At 63.8% G+C, this 21780-nt stretch carries 17 protein-coding genes; 9 read left to right on the top strand and 8 right to left on the bottom strand.

What is annotated here, in order from left to right:
• The first annotated feature begins 96 nt into the window (after nucleotides 1–96).
• From Q3Y64_RS16335 to argJ, 3 genes are all read left to right on the top strand, one after another.
• The gene (locus tag Q3Y64_RS16335; protein WP_101941621.1) at nucleotides 97–1155 is read left to right on the top strand and encodes a patatin-like phospholipase family protein; all 1059 of its coding nucleotides are present in this window, start codon (nucleotides 97–99) and stop codon (nucleotides 1153–1155) included.
• Nucleotides 1156–1314: 159 nt separating this feature from the next.
• On the top strand, nucleotides 1315–2760 hold the full coding sequence (locus Q3Y64_RS16340; RefSeq protein WP_158239165.1) for an HDOD domain-containing protein: 1446 nt from the start codon (nucleotides 1315–1317) through the stop codon (nucleotides 2758–2760).
• Between the two features lie 90 nt (nucleotides 2761–2850).
• Nucleotides 2851–4089 (top strand): bifunctional glutamate N-acetyltransferase/amino-acid acetyltransferase ArgJ, encoded by a 1239-nt coding sequence (gene argJ, locus Q3Y64_RS16345; RefSeq protein WP_101941619.1) that lies wholly within the window; start codon nucleotides 2851–2853, stop codon nucleotides 4087–4089.
• Between the two features lie 91 nt (nucleotides 4090–4180).
• On the opposite strand, the gene Q3Y64_RS16350 is transcribed toward argJ, so the two are convergent.
• Together Q3Y64_RS16350 and Q3Y64_RS16355 are read right to left on the bottom strand one after the other, a co-directional pair.
• Nucleotides 4181–4885, bottom strand: a complete 705-nt coding sequence (locus Q3Y64_RS16350; protein ID WP_303563441.1) for a hypothetical protein — start codon at nucleotides 4883–4885, stop codon at nucleotides 4181–4183.
• 320 nt (nucleotides 4886–5205) lie between these two features.
• The gene (locus Q3Y64_RS16355; protein ID WP_303563443.1) at nucleotides 5206–5931 is read right to left on the bottom strand and encodes a hypothetical protein; all 726 of its coding nucleotides are present in this window, start codon (nucleotides 5929–5931) and stop codon (nucleotides 5206–5208) included.
• A gap of 363 nt (nucleotides 5932–6294) precedes the next feature.
• Here Q3Y64_RS16355 and Q3Y64_RS16360 point away from each other — a divergent pair, with 363 nt between their 5' ends.
• Together Q3Y64_RS16360 and Q3Y64_RS16365 are read left to right on the top strand one after the other, a co-directional pair.
• Entirely contained in the window at nucleotides 6295–7740 is a 1446-nt protein-coding gene (locus Q3Y64_RS16360; protein WP_101941616.1) for an EAL and HDOD domain-containing protein, read from the top strand.
• Between the two features lie 65 nt (nucleotides 7741–7805).
• Entirely contained in the window at nucleotides 7806–8894 is a 1089-nt protein-coding gene (locus Q3Y64_RS16365) for a hypothetical protein (RefSeq protein WP_303563446.1), read from the top strand.
• A 56-nt stretch (nucleotides 8895–8950) separates the two neighbouring features.
• Here the strand turns inward: Q3Y64_RS16365 and Q3Y64_RS16370 are convergent, their stop codons facing one another.
• The 6 genes from Q3Y64_RS16370 to apaG form a co-directional block, all read right to left on the bottom strand.
• Nucleotides 8951–10192, bottom strand: coding sequence for a DEAD/DEAH box helicase (locus Q3Y64_RS16370; RefSeq protein WP_303563448.1), 1242 nt, complete (start codon nucleotides 10190–10192; stop codon nucleotides 8951–8953).
• A gap of 20 nt (nucleotides 10193–10212) precedes the next feature.
• Nucleotides 10213–12192, bottom strand: coding sequence for a diguanylate cyclase (locus tag Q3Y64_RS16375; RefSeq protein WP_303563450.1), 1980 nt, complete (start codon nucleotides 12190–12192; stop codon nucleotides 10213–10215).
• A gap of 1 nt (nucleotide 12193) precedes the next feature.
• Nucleotides 12194–12985 (bottom strand): ABC transporter substrate-binding protein, encoded by a 792-nt coding sequence (locus tag Q3Y64_RS16380; protein ID WP_303563451.1) that lies wholly within the window; start codon nucleotides 12983–12985, stop codon nucleotides 12194–12196.
• Between the two features lie 101 nt (nucleotides 12986–13086).
• The gene (locus Q3Y64_RS16385) at nucleotides 13087–14907 is read right to left on the bottom strand and encodes a heparinase II/III family protein (RefSeq protein ID WP_303563453.1); all 1821 of its coding nucleotides are present in this window, start codon (nucleotides 14905–14907) and stop codon (nucleotides 13087–13089) included.
• A gap of 130 nt (nucleotides 14908–15037) precedes the next feature.
• Nucleotides 15038–16573, bottom strand: coding sequence for a pectinesterase family protein (locus tag Q3Y64_RS16390; RefSeq protein WP_303563455.1), 1536 nt, complete (start codon nucleotides 16571–16573; stop codon nucleotides 15038–15040).
• A gap of 167 nt (nucleotides 16574–16740) precedes the next feature.
• Nucleotides 16741–17121, bottom strand: a complete 381-nt coding sequence (gene apaG, locus Q3Y64_RS16395; RefSeq protein ID WP_101941609.1) for a Co2+/Mg2+ efflux protein ApaG — start codon at nucleotides 17119–17121, stop codon at nucleotides 16741–16743.
• Nucleotides 17122–17188: 67 nt separating this feature from the next.
• Here apaG and rpe point away from each other — a divergent pair, with 67 nt between their 5' ends.
• The 4 genes from rpe to Q3Y64_RS16415 all read left to right on the top strand — a co-directional run bounded on the left by rpe (nucleotide 17189) and on the right by Q3Y64_RS16415 (nucleotide 21588).
• Nucleotides 17189–17890, top strand: coding sequence for a ribulose-phosphate 3-epimerase (rpe, locus tag Q3Y64_RS16400; protein ID WP_101941608.1), 702 nt, complete (start codon nucleotides 17189–17191; stop codon nucleotides 17888–17890).
• A gap of 126 nt (nucleotides 17891–18016) precedes the next feature.
• Nucleotides 18017–18685, top strand: coding sequence for a phosphoglycolate phosphatase (locus Q3Y64_RS16405; protein WP_101941607.1), 669 nt, complete (start codon nucleotides 18017–18019; stop codon nucleotides 18683–18685).
• A gap of 189 nt (nucleotides 18686–18874) precedes the next feature.
• Entirely contained in the window at nucleotides 18875–20377 is a 1503-nt protein-coding gene (gene trpE, locus Q3Y64_RS16410) for an anthranilate synthase component I (RefSeq protein ID WP_303563577.1), read from the top strand.
• A gap of 47 nt (nucleotides 20378–20424) precedes the next feature.
• Nucleotides 20425–21588 (top strand): iron-containing alcohol dehydrogenase, encoded by a 1164-nt coding sequence (locus Q3Y64_RS16415; protein WP_303563459.1) that lies wholly within the window; start codon nucleotides 20425–20427, stop codon nucleotides 21586–21588.
• The last annotated feature ends 192 nt before the right edge of the window (nucleotides 21589–21780 follow it).

The following is a 21780-nucleotide window of genomic DNA, read 5'->3' on the forward strand; positions in this document are numbered from 1 at the left end:
GGACTCCGGGAGGGCCGACATCGGGGCAGCTGTCAGCATGCTGCAACGGGGGCTCATTATGCTGCATCGACCCCCGCCTCTGCCCGGAGAAACAGCATGGCCACCTCTCGCCGCACTCCTTCCCCCGCGTCTGCCGATACCGCCCGCACTGCGCTGATCATCAGTGGCGGCGCACCGAATGCGACCCTGGTCGCCGGTGCGCTGGTGGCCTTCCACGAACTGGGGCTCAAGTTCGATGTGATCTCCACGGCGGGGGCGGGCGCCTTGCTGGGCCTGATGTACTGCGCGCCAAAGAATGGCGATCCGGTCAGCACGCTGGCCGGGCTGAAGGAGATGGGCGTGGCTGACCCGCTCTACGAGGCCTTCCCGGTAAACTTCAAGGTCTTTAATAAGCCGGGCACGCTGGCCGATCTGTATCGCCGCGCGCTGGGTCTGAATCCCTTCATCCAGAAAATGATGGATTGGCCCGCCCAGACCCCACTGGCCCAACTGGTAAAAGATTCCAGCGCGCTGATGCTGGCTTCAGCCTGCCCCAGCGATCTCAACCCGGAGTCGCTGGGCTTGTGCGCACATGTACCGTTTGCCGAAACGATCATTGATTTCGCCGCCGTGCCGCAGATCACGCCTGATTTCTGCGTGAATGCCTTCAACCTGCGCACGCGCCAGATGGAAAACTTCCGCAAGGACAAGCTTGGCCCGCCGCATCTGCAAGCCGCGTTGTCCTTCCCCTTCCTGTATCCACCGACCGAGCTGGATGGCGGGCTCTACATCGAAGGCGCTGCGCTGGATTGTCTGAACTTTCACGAGCTGCTGAGCCGCCATCCGCAGCTCGAAGAAGTGGTGGTGTTCGACATCCTCGGCGCAGATCGCCTGCTGCGTGCGCCCAAGAGTCTTTACGACGCCTGGGTGATGTCCATCCTCACCCCGCTGATCGAGATTGCGCGGGACGATCTGAAAATCTTCGAAGCCACGCATCTGGGCAAGTACCCTCAGCTGCAGCGGCCACACCGCGTGCCGCTGATCGATGACATCCCGGAAGCCGAATTGCCGGACGTGTTCGACTGGTCGCGCAGCAATCTCGAGCGTCTCTTCGACCTGGGCTTCGAATCGGCGGCGCGCTATGCACGCAGCCGGTTGGCGCATCTGGCCAGTTGAGGCATTCGTACGCGTATGGCGGGTGCGTTTGGTCACAATCTGCACACAGTGTGTGCAGTCCGCCACAATTGTTATCGGATCTTGCCCGCCCGGCCCCTCAAGGGAGATCGCCCCACGCCGTAGAACCCGCATGAGAACAAGTTTTCCGGAGAGATGCGCGTGAGCGGAGCACAGGCGGGCGTTGAAGCATGGGTCAATCGCATCAAGGAACGGGACATGCCGGTCTTCGGCCGCACGGTGCAGGAAGTGCGCAGTGTGACCGAGGACGACATGGCCTCCACCGCGCGCCTCTCGCGCGCCATCCTGCAGGATGCGGCCCTCACCACCAAGGTGCTCAAGCTCTCCAACAGCGTGATGTTCAATCCGTCACGACAGAGCGTGAACACCATCAGCCGGGCCATCGTGGTGCTCGGTTTCGATCTGGTCGGCAACATCGTCCTCTCCATCCAGCTCATCGACGCACTTCTCGCCAGCGGTATGCGCGAACGCGTGGTGGCCGAGATGGCACGCTGTTTCCATGCCGCAGTGCAGGCCCGCACGGCCGCTCGGGCGCGCAGCAGCAAGGCCGCCGAGGAAGTCTTCATTGCCACTCTGCTCGGGCGGGTGGGAGAGATGGCCTTCTGGTGTTTTGGCGGCGAGCAGGCAGAGCAACTCGATGCCGCCATGAAGGCGCGCCCCGATGCCAAGCCCGAAGAGCTGCAGCTCGAAGTTCTGGGCTTTCGCCTCAACAGCCTCACCGCTGCGCTGGCGCGCGACTGGCACCTTGGCCCCATGGTGATTGCGGCGGCCCAGCCGCCGGCCAATCCGGATGCCAACGAAAAAGCCATCCTGCACGGCTATCGCCTGGCTCATGCTGTCGAGGGGGGCTGGGAAACCCCCGCTGCGCGCGCTGCGCTGGCGGAATACGCCGACTACATCGGCCTGCCGCTCAAGGACATCACCGAGGAGCTCACCGCCAATGCCGGTGAGGCCGCGCGCGTAGCCGCCCAGTTTGGCGCCGAAGAGGCTGCGCGCCTGATTCCGATGCCCAAGGGCGAGCTTGTCGATATCGATGCCGAAGTGGCCCAGATCAATGATCCCGCGCCGGATCCGATGCTGCAGCTCAAGATTCTGCGTGACCTTTCGATGCTGCTGGCAGGCAACCCGAGTCTCAATGACGTGCTGCAACTGGTGCTCGAAGGCATCTATCGCGGGCTTGGCATGAGTCGGGCGGTGTTTGCCCTGCAGACGGCGGATCGTGCCAAGGTGGTGGGCAAGGTGGCGCTGGGGCGCGATGCGGACAAGCTTGCCGCCCATTTCGCGTTTCCGCTCGATCAGCGCCCCGGCGAAATCATCAATCTGCTGTTTGCCAAGTCCGCGCCGATCTGGCTCAAGGGCGAGCCGGCGGCCGGCCTCAAGCTGGACCGCCTCGAAGCCGTCACCGGCCAGCGTGACTGCATGCTCGCTCCCATCGTGGCCGCTGGTCGCGTGATCGGTTTCTTTTACGCTGATCGTGCGCCGGCCAATCCGCCTGACGATGAAACCTGGCAAGGCTTTCTCCATTTCGCCCAGCAGGCCAGCCTGAGCTTCCAGCATGTGGCCTCGCGCGGGGCGGTGAAGAAGTAGCACCGCTGGGCCTTCGCCAAGAGGTGCGGTGCACCCGGCGTCCGATGCCGTAAAATCCGCGCTTCCCTCTAAGCATCCCAAGGAAGCGCCATGCCCGTGAACCTGCCATTGCCTGTTGCCGATCAACTCCTGCCTGTCGCCGGTTTACGCCTGGGCACGGCCGAAGCGGCAATCCGCAAGCTCAACCGCCGCGATCTTTCTCTGATCGAACTCGCGCCGGGCAGCCGCGTGGCCGGTGTGTTCACCCAGAACCGTTTCTGTGCTGCGCCGGTCACGGTGTGCAAGGAGCACCTGGCTTCCGGCTCAATCCGTGCGCTGGTCATCAACACCGGTATTGCGAATGCCGGCACTGGCGAACTGGGGATTGCCAATGCGCGCGCATCCTGTGACGCGGTAGCCGCTGCGCTGGGCGTGAGTGCCCGTGAAGTACTGCCTTTCTCCACCGGCGTGATTCTTGAACACCTCACCGTCGACAAGCTCATCGCGGGTCTGCCTGCCGCCAAGGCCGCACTCAAGGCGGACGGCTGGTATGAGGCCTGCCATGCCATCATGACCACCGACACCCAGCCCAAGTGCGCTTCGCGCCAACTGCAAATCGGCGGCAAGACGGTGACCCTCACCGGCATGAGCAAGGGCGCCGGCATGATCAAGCCGAACATGGCCACCATGCTTGGCTTCCTTGCCACCGATGCAGATGTCGCCCAGCCGCTGCTCGAGGCGCTGGTCAAGGAAGCCGCGGATCTCTCGTTCAATAGCATCACCGTCGATGGCGATACGTCCACCAACGACAGCTTCATTCTGATTGCCACCGGCGCTTCCGGCGCACCGGCTATCACCGATGCCGCTTCCGCCGATTACCAGGCGCTGCGCGCTGCGGTGATCGATCTCTCGATCTGGCTGGCGCAGGCCATCGTGCGCGACGGCGAAGGTGCCACCAAGTTCATGAGCATCGTCATCGAAGGCGGTAAGAGCCGCGAAGAATGCCGCCAGGTGGCTTATGCCGTGGCCCACTCGCCGCTGGTCAAGACCGCCTTCTTTGCCTCCGACCCCAATCTCGGCCGAATCCTCGCTGCCATCGGCTATGCCGGTGTGCTGGATCTGGATGTGAGCCGCCTGCGCGTGTGGCTCGGTGACGGCAAGGAAGAAGTGCTGGTGGCTGAGCAGGGCGGGCGCGCGGCGAGCTATGTCGAGGAAGCCGGCGCGCGCATCATGCAGAGCGCCGAGATCACCGTGCGCGCCGATCTGGCGCGTGGTGATGCGGCTGCCACGGTGTGGACCTGCGACTTCTCGTATGACTACGTCAAGATCAATGCGGATTACCGCTCGTGATCTGAGATTGCATCAGCCAACAAAAAGCCCGCTCTGCAGAGCGGGCTTTTTGTTGCCCTGAGCTTTCGCCGTGTCAGGCATTGCGTGCGGCTCAAAGCCGGTTTTTGGTCGTCACTGCGGTGACGGTCTGTAGCCAACCTTCAAACAGTTTTCCGAAAGGATCGCGTGAGAGGTATTCGTGTTCGAGCACGAGATGCAGGTCCTTCGAATACACACGGCGCTCGCGCGTATAGGGTACGGCCCCTTCGCAAACCTGAAGATAGGTTTTCCCCTCGATATCCACAACCGTCACAGGCAGGCGGACGATCTGGCCGTTGATGCTTACATCACGCTCGCTGGCCGACGATCTGGCTTTGAATTCGCCGTCAAATCGGCACACATAAGCGCTTTCGTTGGAGGCCGGGCTTTCCCAATGGTTTTCGAAGGACCACTTCATGCCAGGCTTGAGTTCTGTTTTCGGCATCCAGTGTTCCACTGCGTCTGCCGGGATCGCTCTGCGTTCTCCCGTTTTGCTGATGGAGGCAATGACGGCGAGCTTCTTGTCCAGGACTTCAGCCGAACCATTCCCGTAGCGCAACAGAATCTCGCTGGCGGAGTCGGATTCGATGGCGTAGGAATAGGTCAGGGTGCGATTTTCAAGAACGGGCTCGGAGCCGGGGGCGTCCTGCACATATTTCCTGAAGGCGTTGCTGACCTGATCGCCGCTTTGCAAGGGGTCGGGCTTGCTGGGGTCCGGATCGGCCCAGACGGATGTACTCAGAATGCTCAGCGCGAGCATTGAAATAAGCCCCTTCATGCATGTCCCCTTGAATCATTTATTGGATTGAGCCGCGCATCATAGTTCAGCGCAGCGGACATGCAGGGCGCAGCACGATTTTTCCGGCCGGCTTCTGTTGCACGGCTGCCAATTGCCTCCGGAGTTCCCGGTGAGCGCGCACACACCGTGCAGGGGAGCGGTCCGTGCCGGAGATGATGACGATCGGGTTCAATGAGGCAGACGGCGCGCCAGATCCGGCATGTCGAGCTGCCTGAGAGAACGGGGTTGTTGGCCCTTGGGGCCGGGCTTCTGGTGCCAGGGACATAGCGCAGGGGTGTGACGCCCTGCGCAAGGGCTTGTCAGGGAGCAGGCGTGAGCAGAGCGACTTTCTTGCCGGTCGAGATGGATGTGATGCTCAGCTGCTGGCTGGAGCCGAGCAATTTGCCATAAGAGCTCAGACTCAGTGAGCTGTGTTCCAGTACAAGGTCCAGGTCCCTGGAGTAGACGTAGCGCTCCTCCCTGTCGGAGCCTGATCCGACGCAGTTTCGGATATTCACCCTGCCACGCACCTCGATCACGATGACAGGCAGGCGGACGATGCTGCCGTTGATGTTCTGGTCGCGTTCGTCCGCATAAGACACCGCGTCATACTCGCCAAACCATTGGCACATTTTGGTGGAGTTCGAGGCCACCTGCTCATGGCGTTCAGAAAATGACCACTTCATGCCCGGCTTGAGTTCTGTGGTGGGCATCCAGTGCTTTACCGTCTCGGGGTCAATATCCTTGCGCTCCCCGTTCTTGTTGATCGTGGCGATCAGCGCGAGATCCTTGCCAAGGATCTCTGCAGCGCCGTTCCTGCTGCGTAATACGCGTTCGTCGCCGGCGCCTGACTCGATGGTGTAGGACGTGGAAGCGATTTTTTCCTCCAGAACGGGCTTCGATGTGGGGGTCTCCTGGGTGTATTTCTGCAGGCTGCGGGTGATCCGATCGCCATTCCGGATCGTGCTGACAGGCGTCGTGCCATCGGCGGCGCAGGCATTGGCGCACAGCAGACTCAGTGCGATTGCAGGGACTATCCGTTTCATTGCGTGCTCCGTGAATTGATCAGGGGAAATTTCGTCGGGGATGTTATGCCAGAAAGTTTTTCTGGCGGCATATGTCTCCCGTTGGTTTGATCATTCAGGCCGACTATGCGCCCTGTGGTGGTCGTGGTTGCTGTTCGACGCGTTCCAGGGGGGGGGGCGTCGAGGCAGGTCCCGGCAGTCCGTAGAAATTTCCGGTTGCCGGCGCTTCTTCCGCATGCTGAGGGTGTTGCTCCGCCCGCGCTGCGGCTATGCTGCGAGGTTCGCGGAGAACGCAGTCGCGGAATTGATTGCGCATTCCGGTTCCGGCCAAGGTGGGATTCTTGTGCGCGCTGGCCGGTGCTTCATTCAGGAGATGGTTTGGGCATGTCCTTGAGACAGAGATTGCTGCAGTGTTTCGGTCGCTGGATCGGGCGCGGCGCGGCTGTGGTCGCCGCGCCTCAGCCTGTGCCATCAGGCCGGCGCCGTGAGGCGGAGGATTTCGCCCAGCTCAATCGCCTTGCCCCGCGCAAGGATGCGCCGGATACCCACAATGCCTTCGTGCGTCGCGAGGCGATCCTGTCGCGTGGCGGGCGCATCGCCGGCTACGAGTTCTCCTTGCTGACCAGTATGCAGGCCCGCATGAATCAGGAGCAGGAGCTGACTCGCCAGGCTTATGACGCGGCGCTGCTGACCCGGATGGCGTTGCAGGGCGTCCAGTCCTTGCTCGGCCGGCGCCTGGCCTTCATCCAGGTGGCGGTGGAGTCGCTCAGCAACTTGCGGATCAGCCAGTTGCCACCGAAGAACACCGTGCTCGTGGTGCATCTGGGCGCACACACGACGGAACTCGAGAGCCTGCCAGCACGTTTTGCACGGCTCAAAGAGGAGGGCTTCCTGGTAGGCCTGATGGCGGATGAGGATTTCGACATGGCGGGTCCGCTGCTGGAGCAGGTGGATTTCATCCAGATCAATGTCACCGCTTTCAACGGCATTGACCTGCGCACCGCAACGCGCGCCCTGCGCGCTGTGGCGAGACCGGGTGGGCGAGCATTGCGACTGGTGGCGCGCAATGTGCAGAGCTACGACGACTATCAGTTCTGCAGCAAATGCGGCTTTGATTTTTTCCAGGGGGCCTTCATCTCCAGTCGCGAGAGCCTGCGGCCGAGCAGCGCCAAGATCAATCGCATGGTCTTGCTGCCGATCCTGAACATGGTGATGAGCGACCGGAGCTTCGGCGAAATCGCGGATCAGCTCTCCAGCGAGCCGACCATGAGTTACAAGCTGCTGCGCTACCTGAACTCGGCGGCCATGGGCTTGCAGAAGCCGATCGACAATCTGACAGAGGCGCTGGTGCTGATCGGGCGGGAGAAGTTCTACCGCTGGACGTCACTGCTGCTCTTCGATTTCGCCGAGCCGGATTATCAGCAGCGCTTGCTGGCCGAACGAGCGCTCACGCGCGGGCGTACGCTTGAGCTGATGGCGGGCAAGGGCCTGATTCCGGAGGATGCCGGCAAGCTTTTCCTGGTGGGCCTGTTTTCCCTGCTTGACGAGGCGCTCGGGCGATCACTGCCGGAGTTGCTGGCGCAGGCGGCGCTGCCGGAGGCCGTGCGTGATGCACTGCTGGGCAAGCCGGGGCCCTATGCGGATGCGCTGAATCTGGTGGTGCTGGGTGAGGCTAATTCGAGCACCCGCCTAGTACAGATCGCCGAGGCCGTGCAGCGTTGCGGCATCGACTACACCGACTTCATGCCGGCGGCGGCGCAGGCGCTGGTATGGGCCAACCAGATGCTGGCTGGAGAGGAGACCGAGGCGGCAGGGGGCGACTTGCTCTGAGTGCCTGTTGTGATGGTGCTTCAGGCTTTCGTCTGTTGTGCATGCGCAGGCCACGGAGGAGAGAGATGAAGAAAGGTCTTGTCAGCACGTTCCTTGTACTCACCGTGAGTGCGGGGGCGCTGGCCGCCGAGTTCGGCTCGCGTGGCGGCCCGGAGCCGGTCAATATCGATGCGGTGGCGCAGGCCTTGCAGCAGGATCCGTATGACATGGAGCTGCTGATCAGCTACGGCACCTCCAAGGGCGGCTCGGCGGGTCATCTGGCTTTGTCGATTCGAGATAAGGCCTCTGGTGACGAGTTCGTGCATTCGGCGAACTTCTATGCCGACCGTTCGGAAGCACATGCGCGCGGCGTCTACAACGCCGAGCTGATGACCCGGATCCCGAAGATGGAGTATCTGTTTCGCACTTCATCCTCGCTCGGCGAAACGGCCTCCTTCGGGCTGGATTTCGGCGAGATCTACAAGCGTTCGGTACTGGGGATCCGCGTGTATGGCGTGCCCGAGCGTGAGAAGGCCGAACTGGAAGCCTTCTTTCGCGAATTGAATGCCGACTTCCAGCGCCAGGCGACGGACACGCGCTATCACTCGGGCGAGGTGCGTTACGGTTATCTGGATCTGAACTGTGCCAAGACCATCGGCAGCGCTTTCCGCTACGGCGCCGGCTATGCCAGGCTCGAGGTGCTGAACGGCCCCTATTTCTCCTGGCGACTACTCAAGAAGGCGTTGCGGGCCAATATCCCGACCGAGATGGCACTGAAGATCATGCGCGAATGGCAGGCGCGCGGCTATGCGATGGATGTGGTGCTGTACCGCAAGTACGCAGCTTCCAGTTACATGGATCCGCACGACGAAGAGCCCGTGGCTTTCAAGGATCTGCCGAACCGCTTTCCTTCGGTACTGTCGCGTGACTTCCGCCGCGAGTCCGGGCGTTACGAGGATTACGACAATCTCTTCGCAGCCTATCTGTTCTACAACCTGGGCAAGTACCGGGTGAGCCTTGATCCGGCCAGTCAGCGTCTGCAACTGGAGCAGCTGAAGGCGCCGATGCCCTATGCGCTGGCGGAGGCCTGGGCGAAAAAGCATGCTAAGACGGACCATCTGAAGTTGCAGCGCGGGCTGCCGGAGCCGCTTCAGGGAAGGCCGGTCGAAGAGTAAGGCGCCGCCGACAGGCCCGCCCGGCGGCGCTCAGCATCGGCTGCGCGCCTACTCCCTCATGAATTCCCGCTCCCGGCGGCGGCTTCCCGCAGCTTGTCCTTCTTGCTCTTTCGCTTGCCCTTGATGCCGCCTGAGCCTGCGCCGGGCTGGGGCGTTTCGGTAGGCTCGAAGCCTTCGATGAATTCGCGTTCCAGGCGAATGCCGATACGTTTTTCGATCAGGCGGAAGTGGGCTTCGGTGGCGGCGCTGATGAAGCTGATGGCGAGCCCGGGCTCACCGGCACGGCCAGTGCGGCCAATGCGATGGGCATAGTCGGTGGCGGCACGCGGCAGATCGTAGTTAATCACCACTGGCAGGCGGGCGATATCCAGCCCACGTGCGGCCACATCGGTGGCGACCAGCACATGCAGGCGTTCGGCCTTGAAATCAGCCAGCACTTCGCTGCGCGCGCCCTGGCTCAGCTCGCCGTGCAGCGGTGCGGCCTGGATGCCGCGGCGGGCGAGTTTGCTGGCCACCAGATCGCAGGCGTACTGGGTGGCGACGAAAACGAGCACGCGCGTCCAGCCTTCCTGGCGGATCAGGTGTAGCAGAAGCGCCGTGCGGCTTTTTTCATCCACGGTGAGGGCATGCTGGTCGATCTCGGGTTCGCCGGCCGCTTCTGCGATGCGCGTGGGGGTACGCAGCAGGGTTGCGGCCAGCGCTTCGACGCCCGGCGGCAGGGTGGCGGAGAAGAGCAGGCTCTGACGTTGGGCCGGCAGCAGGGCGAGGATGCGCTGCAACTCGTCGGCAAAGCCGGCGTCGAGCAGGCGGTCGGCCTCGTCGAGTACCAGGGTGCTTAACCGGTTGATGCTGACGGCATTGTGGTCGATGAGGTCCAGCAAACGCCCGGGCGTGGCTACGAGAATATCGGCACCGCCGCGCAGCGCCATCATCTGCGGGTTCAGCGAGACGCCGCCGAAGGCCACCACCACCTTGACCGGTTCGGCCAGATGGCGAGCGAGATCCTTGAGGGTTTCACCGCTCTGGATGGCCAGCTCACGGGTGGGGGCGAGGATCAGCGCGTGGGTGCGCCGTGCGGCACCATAGATGGATTTGCGTGGCAGATCGGCGAGCTGCTGCAGGATCGGCAAGCCAAAGGCGAGGCTCTTGCCCGAGCCGGTGGGCGCCGAGCCGAGAATGTCTTCACCGCGCAGGGCGGCTGGAATGGCGGCAGCCTGAATGGCGGTGGGGCTGGTGAATTCACGCTCGGCGAGCGCGTTCAGCAGGGCGGGGGCAAGGCCGAGGTGGGCAAAGGGCATCGGGGCGCTACGGTGGGGAATCAGGGCGTGATGATAGGCAAGTCCGTCGGTGGCGTCAGAACTGCGTGTGCTGGGCTGCCGCCGGCCAGCTCCACCCGGTTGCCGCCACGGGCCTTGGCGGCGTACATGGCTGCATCGGCGATGCTCCACAGGCGGCTCTCGCTGTCGCCATGCTCGGGGTAGCAGGCGATGCCGATGCTGGCCGAGATGCGTAGCGCGTGGCCACCGATTGCAAAGCGGGTGGCCAGGGCCTGACGGATTTTTTCGGCGACGTGGCGGGCGTCTTCAACGCTGCTCAGGCTGGGCAGCAGGACGACGAATTCGTCGCCGCCGATGCGCCCGACGGTGTCGGAGGCGCGGATGCATTCGTGCATGCGGCGGGCCGCTTCCTGCAGCAGCAGATCTCCGGTGGCGTGACCGAAGTGGTCATTGATGGCCTTGAATTCATCGAGATCGACGAAGAACAGCGCGAGGTGGGCGTGGTCGCGGTGGACCAGGCTCAGTGCCTGTTGCAGGCGGTCGGCAAACAGGGCGCGGTTGGGCAGGCCGGTGAGGGAGTCGTGCTGGGCCATGTGGCGGATCTGCTCTTCACTGGCCTTGCGCGCGTCGATATCGGAGATCGTACCGAGCAGGCGCAAGGCCTTGCCATCGGCGCTGCGGCGCATGACGCGGCCGCGCGCGAGCACCCATTTCCAGCGGCCATCCTTGCAGCGCAACCGGTATTCGCTGGAAAAGCTTTCCTGGTGGCCCTTGATGCAGGCCGCGGTAGCGGCGAGGGCGGCAGCGCGGTCGTCCGGGTGGATGCGCTCGACCCATTCCTGGCGATGCGGGGCGATCTCGTCCGGTTCGTAACCGAAAATCTCCAGGCAGCGGCGCGAGTAGAAGGCGGCATCACCGACCAGATCACGGTCCCACACGCCATCGCCGGCGCCTTCGAGGGCGAACTTCCAGCGCTCTTCGCTACTACGCAGGTCTTCGGTCATTTGCTGGGCCAGCCGGAGGGCGAGCTGGCGAGCGGTGGCGAGGATGCGCGCCAGCACGGCCAGCAACAGGCTCAGGCAGAGGCCGCTGATGGCTATGGTGGTGGCGTCGCTGTGGCCGACGCGGGTGACGAAGCCGGGCAGGGTGCTGGCTTCGATGACCCAGTTGCGACCGCCGATTTCGAGATACTCGGCTGCGTAAAGGCGTGGCGGTTTGGTCTCGGCGGGGTGTGAGCTGAAGAGCAGATTGTCGGTACTGGGCTCGACGCCATCGTGGACGTGGATGAGGATGTCGGAGTCTGTGTCGCCGTACAGGCTAGCCATCATTTCATCCAGATGGACCGGGGCATAGATCCAGCCGATGAGGCTGGCGCGGCGCTCCGCCAGGGTGCGGATGCTGCTGCCCTGCCGGAACAGGGGGGCACAGAGGATTACGGAGGGCGCCCGGCCGTTGGCTGGATCGAGCAATTGCGGAAGTTTGCCGGTGATGCGGGGCATGCCGGAGTCCCGCGCGGCCTCCATGACGGCGCGTAGCTCCGGTACGGTGTAAGGATCGAAGCCGAGGGTCATGCGATTGCGGCCGCTGAAGGGTTCGACCTGAATGATCGGGGTGTACAGCGCGCGCTCGCCGGGCGGGGTGATGCTGTAGTCCGCAAGGCCCTGCCGGTGCAGTTGCTTGAGCAGGGTGGGCAGTTCTGCGGCAGGGGTCAGGGTGATCTGGCCGACGCCTTGGATACCGGCGAAGTCGGCGCCCAGCTGCAAGGTGTTCACATAGGCGGTGAAGCCCTGCCGGGTGACCTCACCGGAACCGGCGTAAAAGCCCTGTACGCCGCGCAGCATCTGCTCGTAGGCGCTCATGCGCTGCACGATGCGGGCCGTGGTGTCGCGCAGGCTGTCGTCAAAACGCGCCCGCAGCCAGCGCTCGGATACCTCCTGTTCATGGCGCCAGGCCAGCCAGGTGCTGCCCAGGGCGATGAGCAACACCAGCACGACGGGAAGGTGCCGGCGTGCGGGGTTCATGTCAGTCCTTGAACTCCGTCAGCGTGCGCGCCAGCTCGGCCGGGAAGTACTTCTCGAAGATGCGCCGGGTGCTGCCGTCTGCACGCATGGCGCGGATCAGCGCGCGCCACTTGTCCTGCTCGCTCGTGCTCAGTGACTTCTTCGACATGATCAGGCCATGTGGCACCGGCGCATCGCCGAATTCGAGGATCTGGCTGATTTCGCGGATCTTGTCGCTTTCAATTGCCGGATAGTCGAAGGGTTCGATGATCATGCCCTGGATGCGCCTAGCCTGGAGCAGCTGGTAGAGCGGCTCCAGGCCGGAGGCATAGCTTACGCGCTGGGTTTCGGCGAGCTGGTCGACCAAGGCGTTGGCCGTAGCGCTATAGCGGAAGCCGCGGATGGCGCCCAGCTGCAGTTCGCGATTGCGGGCGAAGTCACTGATCTTGGCCACTTCGGCATCGCGGCGCACCAACAGGTAATACTTGTTGGAGAAATACCAGGCGAACCCGGCGAACTTGTCGCGCTCGGCGTTGCTGATGCCGGAGAGGCTGAAATCCAGTGCGCCGGATTCGATCAGCTGCCAGATGCGTGCGCGCTGGATCAGGGTGACGGTGACTTTGCAGCCGCTGCGGCGGATCAGCTCGTCGGCGATGTCGCGGTCGATGCCGCTGTCGCTGGGCGAGGCGTAGAGCTGACCATGTTCGTGCAGGGCCAGGGTGAAGGCGCGCGAGCAGTCCGGCCCGTCGGCACTCCAGCCGAGCGGGGCGTGCAGCAGACAGCTCAGCAGCAGGGCGTGCAGTGGGCGCAGCATGGCGACTCCTTTTCCAGGTCTACCCGTCCTTAACGGCGAGGGGCGTGGAAAACTGGCTCGCCCATGCGGGCAGTGTGACGGGCGGCAGCTGCCGCTTGGGCTCAGTCGCGCGAGAACCGGGCGCTCAGCTGCCAGCTGCCATCGCTCGCCGCGGGCGCAGTGGCGATGAGCTGGCGCACGTTTGGATTGGCGGCATCTACGGCTGAGGGCGGTTGGGCGATGTCGCGCACCGCCAGAGTTACCGGCTGGCCACTGAAGCGGATATGGAGGGTCTTGCCGGCCTGGCTCAGGATGGCCTCCTGGCCATCGAGGCGGATTGCGGCCTCGGTGCTCATGGCCCAACGGATCTGGAGGCCGGGCGTGGCGCCGCTGAACGTGTCGCTGAGGGTGACGCGCTGCCCTTCGATGCGGGCCCGGCGGGTGGCCTGGCTGACTTGCCCCGGCAGGAAGACCGGGCTGAGATCAAGCAGGGCTTCGTGGCTGCCTTGCAACTGCAGCGTGGCCATGCCCCGTGCGTTGTGCAGGCTGCCATCGAGGGTGAGCGTGTTGTGCGCGTCACTGCCGATCCGGAATACCTGCCAGCGCGGCGAAGCCTGCTGCATGTTCCACAGATCGATGCCGCGGCTCTCCAGCGAGTAGTAGTCCTGCATGCCCAGATCCTTGGCCCAGCGGATGCCATCCAGTTCGAGGATGAAGCTGCCTGCGTCCATGTGCGCATGGTTGTGATGGGCGCCGCCGCCCTTGATGGCGAAGTAGAGCGCGTTTGGGTCGGACCAGGCCGAGCGCCAGATCGCCAGAGGTTGCGGGCCCTGGCCGGCGAAGCTGAGCGCGACGGGGCGGGCGTTTTCGGGCTTGGGCCACCACAGGGCGATCAGCGGGGCGTAACGCTCGGAGAGACCTTGCTTGTTGCGGATCATCTGGCGTTTGGCGTCGATCAGCGCTGGCTGTTGCAGCTCACGCGCGAGGTAGAAGAGCGGCGGTGCCAGTTCCTGCCCCTCGCCGCTATCGGCAAAGTTGAATTGCCGGCCGCTGGGGCTGATGGCCTGAGCAAAGAATTCCGCGCTGCGTTTGAGGCCGGGTGCCTCGAGCAGGCCCCAGTCTGTTCCCAGACTGCTGCGCAGGGCTGCGATCAGCAGGGTTTCGTAGCTGCTGCCGTAGGTCCAGTAGGAAGGGCCTTCCGGATAGATGCCGTCTGGTTGGTAGGCGTCCAGCGCGATAAAGGCATTCTTGTGGGCGGCGGCCAGCAGATCGCGGGCGAGTTCGGGCTCATCCTCCTCCACGGCCAGGGCGCCGAGCACCATGCCAGCGATACATACCTGACCCCAGTTGTTCGTCATGCCGAAGGTCTTGTGGCCGTGGCGGGCCTGGGCAATGCCCTTGTCGACGAGCGCGCGGCGCAGGATCGCGCGCTCCTGTGCCGGTAGATCGTGATAGAGCCAGTCGTAGCCGAGTGCGAGGCCCGCCGTCATCTCGGCCACATCGAGGTAATGGCTCGGATTCCAGTCCGGGAAAGCCGCCACCGTGAGCATTTCGCGGCGGGCGCGCTCAAGGAAGACGTGCTCATGGGTGAGACGCCAGGCAAAGCTCCACAGCAGGGTGCGGCGGATGAATTCGCGCGATACGCTGAGTAGCCGGCGTCCCTCCAGCTTGCGTTCGAGTGGCTCGCGCTTCAGATCGCCACGGGCCCGCTCGAGTAGCAGTGTGATGAGTCGATCGAGGTCGGGATCCGCCGCGCGGCGGCCGGCCAGCGCGTTCCAATCCGCCGGGGTTGCAATCAGGCGCGGGTGATCGGGCAGGCTGGCTGAAGTCTTTGCCGGTAGCGGGGCTTCTGGGGCGCCAGCAGGCAGGGCGCAGGCAGCCAGCAGCGCGCACGCGCCCAGTAGCAGTCGGGTGGCATGGCGCTTCAGGCGGTGGGCAGGCATGGGTGGCTCTCGTGCAGGAATTGGCGCGAGTGTGCCGGATCTGCGCGAAGCCAGCGAATAGGGGCTTGTCCGCAAGCTCAAACGCAAACGGAGCGCCCACAGACGCTCCGTCTGGCCGGGCTGGTCGCTCTTACTGGGCTGCGCCCGGGCCGCTGTTGTGGTACTCGGCCAGATAAGGTTTGGCTGCCGTGCCGTACTGGACCGGGTTGCTGCTGCTCCAGTCAGCCCACGGCGGGTTCTTGATCTCGGCGCTGAGGTAGGACTCGCGCACGATCATCTTGCCGATGGTCACCCCGGCGCTGGACGATTCCGGCCATTGCCGCGCCAGCGAGATCGTGGCCGCGCCCGCATCGGCCGAGAAGGTGCAGCCGGTGAACAGGAAGCCGTAGGGGTGTGTGCCATACGTGCTGGGGGCGCCTATGGTGCTGCTGCTCTTGCGCACCCGGGTGAAGAAGATCGTGCTCTTGTCGAACACCGCCGTGCCGCGCCCGAAGATGAAATCGGTATCACCCTCAATGTAACTCTGGGCGAAGTAGCTGCGTGCAACCACATCCACGGCCGTCGATTTCACATACAGCGTGTCCTGGTTGGCGAGCAGGCGGGTCTTGTAGAACAGGTTGCGATCGCCCACCACCATCAGCGCCACGGCCTGCGATTCGCCGTTGGCTGATTCGCTCCAGGTGTTCTGGATCGTGAGGTTGGTGGCTTCGAAGTTGTCGGCGTTCACCACGAAGAGGGCGGAGCAGGTGGTGCCGATGCTGCCGCTCTTCGCGGCGCAGGCGTCATAGGTGGCCTTGATCGAGCTGGGCGTGCTGCTGGTGAACACGGCACTGCCCGGATTGGCCAGCGCCGCGTACTGGCTGCCGGTGAGTTTGGCGGCCGTGGGCAGGGCGATCACGGTCTGGGCTGGATCGCTGCCACCACCATAGAGTGTCACGGTGAGGCCCTTGGGCACGATCACCAGCTCGTTATAGGTGCCGGGCATCACCTTGATGTACTGCCGCGTGGTCTTGCCAGCCAGGGTGGCCGCGGTGATGGCCGCCTGCACCGTGCTGTAGGTGGCGCCGGATTTGGCCACCAGATAGTCCGGCGTGGCCGGCATGCTGATCACGCTGCTACGCGGCTTCCAGTTGTCGGTCACGAGTTTGCCGACGGTGCCGGCAGCTGCGAGGTACTGATCCACATCGTAGGCCGCTGCGACCGTGTCCGAGAGTTGCGGGCGGGTACTGGTACTGGCAGGCCAGCTGCTGCTGCCGGAGGAGGCGACCGCACTGGATGCGGCGGATGATGCAGCGGACGTTACCGTTGCCGAAGAGGCCGCCGAAGAAGCGACAGAGCTGCGTGCGGCGCTGCTGGCCACGGCGCTGCTGCTTTGCGCCGAAGAGCTGGCTGCGCTCGAGCTAGCGCTGCCGTTGGGAATCGAGCATTCATTCACGCCGCCGGCAATCCGTCCGCCGAAGGTGGCCTCGCTGCAGGCGAAACTGCCGGTGAGGGTCTTGTAGAAGAACTGGTCTGAGCGGCCGAAGGCCACATTGGTCGCAGTGGCGACCGTACAGGTCTTGCCCTCGCTGCAGAGGGTTACGTAGCCGCTGGGCCGATTGGCGGCGCTGGCGCTGCCCGCGAACAGCGTCAGGCTGGCAGCGGCCAGCCATAAGGTCTTGTGCATTGCTTGTCTCCTGAGCGTGCGGCTTGGCGGTGATTTCCGTTTGCCGCTTGTGTCTGAAAAGGGCCTGAGCTGCCGTGTGGCAGAAAAGGCCCTAATCAACCTAGATCAGGAGGTGACGGGTAACAAGCGTGAACTGCTACACGGTACGAAGGTCCGTGAATCGACTTTTAGTGCAGGGTGCGCGGCCCGACCAGAAAAAATTCGGGGATTTCAGCGTCGAACTGCATGCTGTCTTCGGCCACGAAGTGATAGCTGCCGCGCATGCTGCCAAAGGGCGTGGCGAGCGGGCAGCCGCTGGTGTACTCGAAGCTCTCGCCGGGCGCCAGCAAGGGTTGTTCGCCGATCACGCCTTCACCTTCCACCTCCTCGGTGTTGCCGTGGGCGTCGGTGATGAACCAGTGGCGGCTGATCAGCTTGGCGCTGAGTGTGCCTTCGTTGCGGATCGTGATGTGATAGGCAAAGGCATAGCGCGGCTCGGTCGGGTCCGACTGCTCGGGCAAGTAGCGGGGCTGGGCGCTGATGGTGATGCGGTACTTTGGGAGACTCATTTTTTTGCTGGCTTGTGGCGGGGGGCGACTGGGATAATACGGCTTTGCCGTCCCTCAGGGCCAGATCATGTCAGACCGTTCCTTCATCCTTGCCCCTAGCCTGCTCTCTGCCAACTTCGCCCGCCTCGGCGATGAGGTTGAAAAGGTGATTGCTTCCGGCGCCGACTGGCTGCACTTCGACGTGATGGACAATCACTATGTGCCCAACCTTACCATCGGCCCGCTGGTCTGTGAGGCGATCAGGCCCTGCACCACGGCGCCGATCGACGTGCACCTGATGGTGGAGCCGGTGGATGCGCTGGTGCCGATGTTCGCCAAGGCCGGCGCCAACATCATCACCTTCCACCCCGAAGCCTCGCGCCACGTGGATCGCACCCTGCAGCTGATCCGCGATCACGGCTGTCAGGCGGGGCTGGTTTTCAACCCGACCACACCCCTGCATTACATCGACTATGTGTTGGACAAGATCGATTTGATCATGCTGATGTCGATCAATCCGGGTTTTGGTGGTCAGACCTTCATTCCTGCAACGATGCCGAAAATTCGTGAGGCACGCGCCAAGCTGGATGCCTACGAGCGTGAGTCCGGTCGTCGCATCCGCCTCGAGATCGACGGTGGCGTGAAGCCCGCCAACATCGCCGAGATCGCCGCGGCCGGTGTCGATACTTTCGTGGCCGGCTCGGCGGTGTTCGGTGCCGGCAAGGATTCTGACCCGAACCGTTACGACTCGGTGATCGCCGCGATGCGCGCCGAGCTCGCCAAAGTCTGAGCGTGAGCAGTCTGCCACCCCCGCAGAAGCAGGCTCCGGAGCCGTGTGACACGCAGGCTCCCCAGCGCGCCCAGCAGCAACAATGAGCCGCCCCACCGTACGATTCCGCGAGTTTGAAAGCCCGGCATGAAATCCTTTGCTCCCCGCGCCATTTTCTTTGACCTCGATGGCACCCTCGTCGATTCCGTGCCGGATCTGGCCGAGGCCGCGCGCCGCATGCTGCGTGATCTGGGCGAGGCTACGCGCACCGATGCGGAAGTCGCCACCTACGTCGGCAAGGGCATTCCGACCATGGTCGAGCGCGCGCTTACGATGGGGCGCAACCCGGTCGCACCGGAGCGCCTGGCAGAGGCAGTGGCGCTTTTCATGCGCCACTATGAGGACACCAACGGCCTGCTCACCCGCGCCTACCCTGGCGTGGTCGAGACCCTGCCTGTCCTGAAGGCCCGCGGCCTCAAGCTCGGCGTGGTGACCAACAAGGCCGAAGCCTTCATCGCGCCGCTGCTGGACGAGCTGGGGCTGGGCGGGTTTTTCGACGTGCTGATCGGTGGCGACACCCTGGCGCAGAAGAAGCCGGAGCCCGAGCCGCTGTGGCATGCCTGCGAGCAGCTCGGTGTGTCGCGCGAGGCAGCCCTGATGGTCGGTGACTCCGGCAACGATGCCCTGTGCGCCCGCCGCGCGGGCATCCCGGTGCTGCTGATGACCTACGGTTACAACGAGGGAGTGCCCGTGGACACTGAAGATTGCGACGGGTTACTATCGAGCTTCACTGAATTGCCCGCTCTGCTTGCCTGAGCGCGGTTTTCCCCGAATTTCATCATCGTGACAAGCAAAAGCCTGTTTCTCGCAGAGGAGATCCTCCCGATTTGCGTAGCCTGTGGTTGGCGGCGCAACGGGAGTTCATGGCGCACTCGCTGAGTGTTGCGTCACGGGTCGGCACGCGCCGGCCGGGTATTTCCTGAAATTGCCGAAACCGGAGTCATGATGACCGAACAAGAATTCCTCGCGCTTGCCGCGCAGGGTTACAACCGCATCCCGCTCACCGTCGAGACCTTTGCTGATCTCGATACGCCGCTCTCCATCTATCTCAAGCTCGCCAACGAGCCCTACACCTACCTGCTCGAATCGGTGCAGGGCGGTGAGCGCTTTGGCCGCTATTCCATCATCGGCCTGCGTGCCCACACCCGCATCGAGGTGCGCGATCGCACGGTGCTGCTGCTCTCAGGCGACCGCATCGTCGAGCGCCGCGACTACGGCGATCCGCTGGCCTACGTCGGCGAGTTCATGCAGCGCATCAAGGTGCCGCCCAAGTTCAGCCTGCCGCGTTACTGCGGCGGCCTGGTCGGCTGCTTCGGCTACGACACGGTGCGCTACATCGAGCCCAAGCTGGCCAAGCATGAAGCGAAGGACGAGATGGGCATGCCGGACATTGCGCTGCTGCTCTCCGAAGAGATCGCGATCGTCGACAACCTCTCCGGCAAGCTGACCCTGGTGGTGTATGCCGAGCCGGAAGTCCCGGGCGCGTACAAGCGTGCCCAGCGCCGGTTGGCCGAGCTGGTCGCGAAGCTGCGCGAGCCGGTCGAGATCCCGGCAGATACCTGCGCCACGCCGCAGCCGGCTGTGTCGAGCTTCGGTCAGGAGGCCTTCAAGGCCGCCGTGCAGCGCGCCAAGGACTACATCATCGAGGGCGACATCATGCAGGTGGTGCTGAGCCAGCGCATGAGCAAGCCCTTTGCGGCCAGCCCGATGGCGCTGTATCGCAGCCTGCGCGCGCTGAACCCTTCGCCCTACATGTTCTACTTCAACTTCGAGGACTTCCATGTCGTCGGCTCTTCGCCGGAGATTCTGGTGAAGCTCGAAAACGAAGGCGAGCAGCAGCTCGTGACCGTGCGGCCCATCGCCGGCACGCGCAAGCGCGGCGCCACGCATGAGGAAGATCTGGCCCTTGAAAAGGATCTGCTGGCCGACCGCAAGGAGCTCGCCGAGCACCTGCAACTGCTCGATCTGGGCCGCAACGACGTGGGCCGCGTGGCCGCCACCGGCACGGTGAAGGTCACTGAGCAGTTCACCATCGAGCGTTACTCGCACGTCATGCACATCGTGTCCAACGTGGAAGGCCTGTTGCCGGAAGGGCAGGACAAGCGCGCCGCGGCGCTGGCCGTGCTGCGCGCCACCTTCCCGGCCGGTACGGTGAGCGGGGCGCCGAAGGTACGGGCGATGCAGATCATCGACGAGCTGGAGCCGGTCAAGCGCGGCATCTACGCCGGTGCTTGCGGCTACATTGGTTTTGATGGCGACGTGGATGTGGCAATCGCCATCCGCACCGCCGTGATCGCCAACGGCCAGCTTCATGTGCAGGCGGGCGCCGGCATCGTGGCCGATTCGGATCCCGAATCCGAATGGCAGGAAACCCTGAACAAGGCGCGTGCGGTGATCCGTGCAGCCGAGATCGCCGAGAGCGGGCTGGATACCAAGATCAGTTCCTGAAGCTCGAATCCATTGCTACTTCAAGCCACCTCCAAGGAGTGAAAGCCATGCAGAACTTCAGTTACTACAACCCGACCCGCATCCTCTTCGGCAAGGGCCAGATCGCCGCGATTGCCGGCCTGATTCCCGCTGGTGCCAAGGTGCTCGTCACCTATGGCGGCGGCAGCATCAAGAAAAATGGCGTCTATGACCAGGTCAAGGCCGCGCTGAAAGCGCACGCCTGGCTTGAGTTCGGCGGCATCGAGGCCAACCCGCGCTACGAAACCTTGATGAAGGCGGTCGCGCTCGTCAAAAGCGAAGGCGTGGACTTCATCCTTGCCGTGGGCGGCGGCTCGGTGGCCGACGGCAGCAAGTTCATCGCCGCCGCCGCGCGCTTCGATGGCGCCGATCCGTGGGACATGCTGGCCAAGCGCGCCCCGGTTTCTTCTGCCGTGCCGCTGGGCGTGGTGCTGACCCTGCCGGCCACCGGCTCGGAATCCAACACCTTCGCAGTCATCTCGCGCGAATCGAGCGGCGACAAGCTCGGTTTCGGCAGCGAACACTGCTACCCGCAGTTCGCCGTGCTGGACCCTGAGACGACTTACAGTCTGCCGCCGCGCCAGGTTGCCAATGGCATCGTCGATGCCTTCGTGCACACCATGGAGCAGTACATGACCTACCCGGCCGAGGCTCCGCTGCAGGACCGCTTCGCCGAAGGCATCCTGCACACCCTGATCGAGGTTGGCCCGCAGACTCTGGCGCATCCGCAGGACTACGCCGCGCGTGCCAGCCAGGTGTGGAGCGCCACGCTGGCGCTCAACGGCCTGATCGGTTGCGGCGTGCCGCAGGACTGGGCGACCCACATGATCGGCCACGAGCTTACCGCCGAGTACGGGCTGGATCACGCCCAGACCCTGGCCGTGGTGCTGCCGGGCGTGCTGCGTCACCAGAAGGAAGCCAAGCGCGCCAAGCTGCTGCAATACGCCGAGCGCATCTGGGGCATCCGCGAAGGCAGCGAAGACGAGCGCATCGAGCGCGCGATCGCGGCCACCGAAGCCTTCTTCGAGTCGCTGGGCGTGCACACCCATCTGGGCCTTTACGGCGTGGCCGGGACCAATGAGGCGCCGAGTCGGGTTCCGGCCCGCCTCGAGCGTCACGGCTTCCTGAAATTGGGCGAGCACGGGGCGATCACGCCTCAAGCCGTCACCGAGATTCTTGCCGCGCGGCGCTGAGCCCCGGCGGCCGGCGCAGGGCGCCGGCCTCATGCAAAGGAAATGACCATGTTGTTGATGATCGAAAATCGACATTGATGTACGCGGAGTTCTGTGTTGGTTCGTGGTTGTCTGCAAAGTGTTGTAATTAAAGGGTTTTGTTTTTCGTTGGTTTCCGCTGGGGTTTGTTGTTTTTCTATACCAGCCGTTTTT

This window comes from Uliginosibacterium sp. 31-12, from assembly GCF_030548425.1.
Lineage (GTDB): Bacteria > Pseudomonadota > Gammaproteobacteria > Burkholderiales > Rhodocyclaceae > Uliginosibacterium > Uliginosibacterium aquaticum.

Bases quoted from the DNA above. Each gene is read 5' to 3' on its own strand.
- Q3Y64_RS16370 (WP_303563448.1), bottom strand. From the start codon at position 10,192: ATGCCCTTTGCCCACCTCGGCCTTGCCCCCGCCCTGCTGAACGCGCTC.
- Q3Y64_RS16375 (WP_303563450.1), bottom strand. From the start codon at position 12,192: ATGAACCCCGCACGCCGGCACCTTCCCGTCGTGCTGGTGTTGCTCATC.
- Q3Y64_RS16350 (WP_303563441.1), bottom strand. From the start codon at position 4,885: ATGAAGGGGCTTATTTCAATGCTCGCGCTGAGCATTCTGAGTACATCC.
- Q3Y64_RS16380 (WP_303563451.1), bottom strand. From the start codon at position 12,985: ATGCTGCGCCCACTGCACGCCCTGCTGCTGAGCTGTCTGCTGCACGCC.
- apaG (WP_101941609.1), bottom strand. From the start codon at position 17,121: ATGAGTCTCCCAAAGTACCGCATCACCATCAGCGCCCAGCCCCGCTAC.
- Q3Y64_RS16335 (WP_101941621.1), top strand. From the start codon at position 97: ATGGCCACCTCTCGCCGCACTCCTTCCCCCGCGTCTGCCGATACCGCC.
- Q3Y64_RS16415 (WP_303563459.1), top strand. From the start codon at position 20,425: ATGCAGAACTTCAGTTACTACAACCCGACCCGCATCCTCTTCGGCAAG.
- Q3Y64_RS16405 (WP_101941607.1), top strand. From the start codon at position 18,017: ATGAAATCCTTTGCTCCCCGCGCCATTTTCTTTGACCTCGATGGCACC.
- argJ (WP_101941619.1), top strand. From the start codon at position 2,851: ATGCCCGTGAACCTGCCATTGCCTGTTGCCGATCAACTCCTGCCTGTC.
- trpE (WP_303563577.1), top strand. From the start codon at position 18,875: ATGACCGAACAAGAATTCCTCGCGCTTGCCGCGCAGGGTTACAACCGC.
- Q3Y64_RS16360 (WP_101941616.1), top strand. From the start codon at position 6,295: ATGTCCTTGAGACAGAGATTGCTGCAGTGTTTCGGTCGCTGGATCGGG.
- rpe (WP_101941608.1), top strand. From the start codon at position 17,189: ATGTCAGACCGTTCCTTCATCCTTGCCCCTAGCCTGCTCTCTGCCAAC.
- Q3Y64_RS16385 (WP_303563453.1), bottom strand. From the start codon at position 14,907: ATGCCTGCCCACCGCCTGAAGCGCCATGCCACCCGACTGCTACTGGGC.
- Q3Y64_RS16355 (WP_303563443.1), bottom strand. From the start codon at position 5,931: ATGAAACGGATAGTCCCTGCAATCGCACTGAGTCTGCTGTGCGCCAAT.
- Q3Y64_RS16365 (WP_303563446.1), top strand. From the start codon at position 7,806: ATGAAGAAAGGTCTTGTCAGCACGTTCCTTGTACTCACCGTGAGTGCG.
- Q3Y64_RS16390 (WP_303563455.1), bottom strand. From the start codon at position 16,573: ATGCACAAGACCTTATGGCTGGCCGCTGCCAGCCTGACGCTGTTCGCG.